This window comes from Aliidiomarina quisquiliarum, from assembly GCF_023922585.1.
Classification (GTDB): domain Bacteria; phylum Pseudomonadota; class Gammaproteobacteria; order Enterobacterales; family Alteromonadaceae; genus Aliidiomarina; species Aliidiomarina quisquiliarum.
Window position 1 is genome coordinate 1 of sequence record NZ_JAMFTN010000016.1, and the last position, 5077, is coordinate 5077.

9 protein-coding genes are annotated in these 5077 nt (G+C 43.9%); 6 read left to right on the forward strand and 3 right to left on the reverse strand.

From position 1 onward, the window contains the following. Positions 1 to 570 precede the first annotated feature (570 nt). The 3 genes from M1L23_RS05655 to M1L23_RS05665 all read right to left on the reverse strand — a co-directional run bounded on the left by M1L23_RS05655 (position 571) and on the right by M1L23_RS05665 (position 2276). Complete coding sequence (locus M1L23_RS05655) at positions 571 to 1074, reverse strand: GNAT family N-acetyltransferase (protein WP_252626190.1); 504 nt, start codon at positions 1072 to 1074, stop codon at positions 571 to 573. Positions 1075 to 1179: 105 nt separating this feature from the next. Further along, positions 1180 to 1794, reverse strand: a complete 615-nt coding sequence (locus M1L23_RS05660; RefSeq protein WP_252626192.1) for a hypothetical protein — start codon at positions 1792 to 1794, stop codon at positions 1180 to 1182. A gap of 275 nt (positions 1795 to 2069) precedes the next feature. Beyond that, on the reverse strand, positions 2070 to 2276 hold the full coding sequence (locus tag M1L23_RS05665) for a helix-turn-helix transcriptional regulator (RefSeq protein WP_252626193.1): 207 nt from the start codon (positions 2274 to 2276) through the stop codon (positions 2070 to 2072). Positions 2277 to 2398: 122 nt separating this feature from the next. Between M1L23_RS05665 and radC the strand changes: the two genes are divergently transcribed. From radC to M1L23_RS05695, 6 genes are all read left to right on the forward strand, one after another. Further along, a complete protein-coding gene (radC, locus tag M1L23_RS05670) occupies positions 2399 to 2905 on the forward strand; it encodes a RadC family protein (protein WP_252626195.1) in 507 nt (168 codons plus the stop codon). Positions 2906 to 2941: 36 nt separating this feature from the next. Continuing rightward, on the forward strand, positions 2942 to 3361 hold the full coding sequence (locus tag M1L23_RS05675; protein WP_252626196.1) for a hypothetical protein: 420 nt from the start codon (positions 2942 to 2944) through the stop codon (positions 3359 to 3361). 128 nt (positions 3362 to 3489) lie between these two features. Beyond that, on the forward strand, positions 3490 to 4050 hold the full coding sequence (locus M1L23_RS05680) for a tyrosine-type recombinase/integrase (protein ID WP_252626198.1): 561 nt from the start codon (positions 3490 to 3492) through the stop codon (positions 4048 to 4050). A gap of 98 nt (positions 4051 to 4148) precedes the next feature. Continuing rightward, on the forward strand, positions 4149 to 4322 hold the full coding sequence (locus M1L23_RS05685) for an acetyltransferase (RefSeq protein WP_252626200.1): 174 nt from the start codon (positions 4149 to 4151) through the stop codon (positions 4320 to 4322). Beyond that, positions 4322 to 4714: a type II toxin-antitoxin system death-on-curing family toxin gene (locus M1L23_RS05690; protein WP_252626203.1), complete on the forward strand. Its 393-nt coding sequence runs from the start codon at positions 4322 to 4324 to the stop codon at positions 4712 to 4714. The genes M1L23_RS05685 and M1L23_RS05690 overlap by 1 nt, the downstream gene beginning before the upstream one ends. Positions 4715 to 4851: 137 nt before the next feature. Further along, positions 4852 to 5077, forward strand: a 226-nt coding sequence (locus M1L23_RS05695) for a transposase (RefSeq protein WP_252626202.1), incomplete at its 3' end; no start/stop codon positions are given.

Here is a 5077-nt window from a genome sequence, read left to right on the forward strand (position 1 = left end):
CTGAAGGGCTTTACTCGCTGCGTGATGGATGGATCGCGCTTCATCATCCTAAGTGAAACGCCCTGTGCGGAGCCGCATGCAGGGTGTTGTGGGGGCTGGAGGTTAAAGACCTCCGGCTACCCGATTATGTTTAAAATTCCTAAGCAGGCCAACAAACATTGGAATGCTAACGATTAAATAAAAAGCAGAGGTGACTATATACTCTTGCCTAGTTAGTAGAGGATATTTGTAGGACCATACGACCATTAAAACAGCATAAATGCAGAAGCTGATAAATGAAAAAACAAGTGAGAACATTTTTTTATTTATCAAATAGGCGACGTAACTAGCAAAAAATGAAAATGCTATTGCTGAAGTCATTATGTCGGGAGCTCTGTATATTGGAATCATGACTCTTACTCTTTCAAAGAAGATAAAGCCCAATATCAAAGCATAAACCCATGAAAAAACCGTCTTAATCACCTGGCTACCTTTTAAACATAACGCTTTGCTAATTGGCTGCCGCAGCGCAGCGTAGGCAGTCCAGTGGAGGCCACGCTTTTTGTGGCCGGAACGAAATTAAGCAACTTGTTATAAAGTCGATTTGCATAGATGGTAAATGTAATCATCAACAAGTTGCCCCTTAATTAGGGTATTTTTCCTTAAGCACGCTTCTCGAACAAACCCCAGCTTTTCCAGCACTTTAAAAGAACCAATATTACTGACCGAGCATGTTGCAACTAACTTATTTAAACCCAGCTCGGTTAACGCAAAATCTCGAACTAACTTCAAAGCTTCAGCAGCGAAGCCTTTACCTTGAGCTTCTAGCTTAATCATAAAGCCGACTTCAGCGATTTTTGCTTCATGGTCCACTATTTTAAGTCCAATATTTCCAAGCTTTTCGGTTGACGATAAGTCAGATATACCAAAGGAAAGCCATCCAGCGCCATTACTATCCCAGGGCTGAGCTTTGACTTCAAAAGCGGCTATTGCCTCTTCATATGTGCAAGGTTCATATACATGAGCCATCATTTTCGGACACATTGATATTTGAATAAACAGCTCTCTATCAGAAGTATCGAGTGGTGACAACATTATCCTATGGCCTATGAGATGCACAATATTTCCTAGACTTTATAACGCCCGCATTTGCGGCTGGTTTGGAGCGCAGCGGAAAACTAGTCCGACAACATGCGCTTGTTAGGCATTTCCTTGATTCCATAGATATATATCTAAGACTCGCTCTTTAAACCACTGTGATGACACTAGATCTCTTAGCTCTGCTTGCTGCATGTTCGGCCGAACCGAATAAGAAGCCATATCAACCAGCTTGCCGCATGCTTTTTCTATTTGGTCCTGACTCTCGGCGTACTTGGCAGTAAATGCATTATTAAAGGCAACGAAATCACCGTCCGGTGTGCCTAATGCAACTCGTGCCTGACGGTCGTAGATTCGAACTGGGCTTTTTATTTTTAGCCACAAAAATTTAGTTGTTAATGAAAGTACGTTTCTTTGGCCATATTCTGAAGAAATACGCTGACGTGTATTCTCAACGATTTCCACCATATTACTCGGAGTGACACTCCCAAGCTCATTCAAGATGTTAAGGACCGGCTGATACCGCTGTAAACTCCTCTCGCTTTCATATTTTCTCGGGAGATTACGCGCTACACGAAAATGTGCTCCTGCAGCTCCAAGCGCTTGCCTCTGTGTCGCAATATCGCTAGATGCTAGCGATTTACAATAACTCGCTTCTTTCTCAAGCCATTGGTTCAAGAACTGCAGCGCACAAAAATCAAATGTACGAATTGTCACACGTTCTCCTAAAATGCCTAACATTTTAATACTAGGCATGCATGGTGTATCTACCACACTAATCCACTGCAAGGCCTTATAAACAGCGGTATTTAGCCGCTTGTATACTTAATAACGTAAGTGTAAGCGAGCATGCACGTATATCTCATATAACGCGCATGCGTGTTAATAAATTGTAATCACTGATGTTATCGGGGCTGTGGGCAATAGGCAAGTAGATAACGTGCGAGGTAATATGCGTAGCTCAAGAAGCAACATATCTGTACTCAGGGTACTCAAACCACCCTACTCTCCTTCACCTCATCATCACGCATAGCTATACGCTGTGCAATCCAGTCTTCTACTTCTTCATCAACCCAGGCAACGCATCGGCCAGCTAACGGTATGCTTTTAGGAAACTCATTGGCGTCCATTAGGCGGTAAAGGCTCGAGCGGCTAAGTGCGGTCATTTCAAGTACGGTGCGTAAACGAATTAATTTCATGATTAGGACTCCTCTGTCTCAGAAGATGTGCCAACCATGTAAAGATTTATTTCTGCCTTTCGATTCAAACAATTTTCAAACCTATATCACTGAGATGAACCTACCAACGAGGAATTCATCTCATGACAAATACACCAGCAGTAAAACCAACAACTGAAATAAAACCTGCCAAGCAATACGTTACAACCCGTCGTTTAACGGAATCGGAGTTATTCGATAGGGCGTGTGAATTGCTTGAAGAAAAGCTCACCCGAGGCGAAGCCTTTTGTGCGCCGCAAACCGTGAAAGACTTCTTGCGCTTTAAACTTGCGCCTTATGAGCGTGAAGTGTTTGGCGTGCTGTTACTCGATAACCAACATCAACTGATTGAGTTTCGGGAGCTGTTCTTCGGAACCATTAACGCCGCCCCTGTGTATCCCCGCGAGGTGGTGAAAGCGGTACTCGAAACAAATGCAGCAGCGGTTATCTTTGCGCACAACCACCCTTCAGGCGTCGCTGAGCCGTCAGATGCAGACAGACGTGTAACAGAGCGACTGAAGACAGCATTAAACACCATTGACGTAACCACCCTCGACCACTTTGTTGTGGGCAAGGACATCGTTTCATTTGCTGAGCGTGGTTTGTTGTAAAGCACTACTTGAGCCAAACGTTCATAAGGAGTTTTTATGAGCTCATCAACATCATCGTCACAAAAATGGCTGGAGTTAGGTATGAAGGTAGTCGTAGCGGCTATAACCTTCGTTCCTATTCTCCGCTCTGCTATGCATACCCCTAACTTCATGGGGAGCATCATCAGGCCATACCCTTCGAAGTCAGGCTCTTTTACGTTGGTCTTTATGACTAGTGAACAGAGCAGCATTGCCAATGTGCCATTGGACCATGCCACGGCGAATGAGTCTTTTGTGGACAAACACAAAATACAAAGCCTCGCCCGACACCACAGAGCTTACGCAGTTGAAATTCACGCTGATAAATTGGATGTGCTCACTCGTGGGCCATGCACGCGCCAGCAAGTGATTATTCAAATTGCCGATTCACTTCGAGAAATAGGCGTAAAAATCATCCCTAATATGAATGCCTACTAGTTCAACCATTCGAAGTTCCCAAATTGTACTTTTGGGAACACTGCAACCCTTATAGAACGCGGGCCGATGAGCAAAACACGCTCTGAAGTTCCCGTTTTTGCACTCTACGACAAAAAAGGAACACTGCCATGAGTGAAGTACATGCTGTAAAAGATTTAGACACAGTAAGGTTAGTGAACCACTTACTTGAACGAACCTACGGACAACAAATTGCAGATGTGTGGAGCTTAGGGCTTAATCTCGCTTTACGTATTAGTGATTTACTTTCTATACGCTTTGACAACATACAAGGTGATCGCGTTGAGCTTATCGAAGGTAAAACTGGTAAACGCGCTACCATAAAACTAAACACTAAGGCTATCGAGATTGTTGAGCGCCGACGACGTGAAAACCCAGAGCACGTTTTTTTGTTTCAGTCTCATCGTAATCGCTGGTCGTTAAAGAAAGAGCCAAGGCCACTGAGCCGTCGTTATATATCTCGAGCTATTTCAATGATAGGTGAGGAAGTAGGTATCGCCCTTGGTACACACTCTATGCGTAAAACAAGAGGCTATCACTTGTACAAGAGTACGAATGACTTAGCCCGAGTCATGAAAATGCTACGCCACAGCTCTGAAGCCGTAACATTACGGTATATAGGTATTACTCAGGAAGATGTTGACAGGGATTTTGTGGAATTGGAGCTTTAGCGGATTGTGGAGTATTAAGCGCCATTGGCTCAAACATTGGCTAGTGGCGCTTGTTGATGTGTAGTGTTAGAATTGTATCTCTTATTAGGGAGGAACTTATGAAACACAAATTAACGAAGTATGGTGTAAAAAACCAAGTAGTTCGCCCACACATAAAAGCAACCAAAGAGCTTAACCTTGAAACACCAGAAGGACGTGAGCTAGTGTTGTCTGAAGCAAGAAATCAGCTTCGTCTACACCAGAAAACCTTTGACCGCTTAGCATCAATGTGATGAACCTTGTCAGGTTTCCATCTTCAAGGGTGGTCGAGATAAACGCATTCATTCTGGCGAACGGGCCAGGAAACAAAGGAGCCCCGGATAAAGGGCTCCTGCAAGGTGCGCTTGCTCGAATTGATAATGCCATTGTCTACGATGGGCTATGTGATGTGTTTGAGATTGCAGCTAAGTACGCCAAAGTCATCGCCCAAGCTCATGCAATGTCCGATGCTAATAAAAGAACAGGCCTTATGGTTGCGCTTGAATACCTTGCCTTGAACAACTATGAAATTAAAAAGCCCTATGAGCCTTTTGCAGATGCAATGGTGGATTTAGTTCTTGGTAACCTATCAGAGCTTGGATTCGCAGATTTACTTTATGCAGCTTATTCCGAAAGCTCATTATAATGGTCGCACAAATTTAACCTCAAAACGGAAGACGTTTAGGTTACATGCAATTGATACCTAAGCTACCTTAGAGCATAGAGAGTGTAAAAATATCTGTGTAAATGGCATTCTTAACAATATCGAAGAAGGATATCAGAATGCCAATATCAGACAAACTCATCGACCAGCTGCTTGACGGCTGTGATTCCCCAGAAGACATCTTAGGCGAAGCCGGCCTACTCAAACAGCTTACCAACAAGGTGGCAGAGCGGGTGCTAGAGGCTGAAATGGAAGCTCATTTAGGCTACGCACCAAATGACTCAGCCGGCAACAACAGCGGCAACTCTCGTAATGGTAAAACCAAGAAAACTGTTCGTAGCATCA

Excerpts from the sequence above, each read along its gene's own strand:
- M1L23_RS05655 (WP_252626190.1), bottom strand. The coding sequence starts at position 1,074 with ATGTTGTCACCACTCGATACTTCTGATAGAGAGCTGTTTATTCAAATA.
- M1L23_RS05665 (WP_252626193.1), bottom strand. The coding sequence starts at position 2,276 with ATGAAATTAATTCGTTTACGCACCGTACTTGAAATGACCGCACTTAGC.
- radC (WP_252626195.1), top strand. The coding sequence starts at position 2,399 with ATGACAAATACACCAGCAGTAAAACCAACAACTGAAATAAAACCTGCC.
- M1L23_RS05675 (WP_252626196.1), top strand. The coding sequence starts at position 2,942 with ATGAGCTCATCAACATCATCGTCACAAAAATGGCTGGAGTTAGGTATG.
- M1L23_RS05680 (WP_252626198.1), top strand. The coding sequence starts at position 3,490 with ATGAGTGAAGTACATGCTGTAAAAGATTTAGACACAGTAAGGTTAGTG.
- M1L23_RS05685 (WP_252626200.1), top strand. The coding sequence starts at position 4,149 with ATGAAACACAAATTAACGAAGTATGGTGTAAAAAACCAAGTAGTTCGC.
- M1L23_RS05690 (WP_252626203.1), top strand. The coding sequence starts at position 4,322 with ATGAACCTTGTCAGGTTTCCATCTTCAAGGGTGGTCGAGATAAACGCA.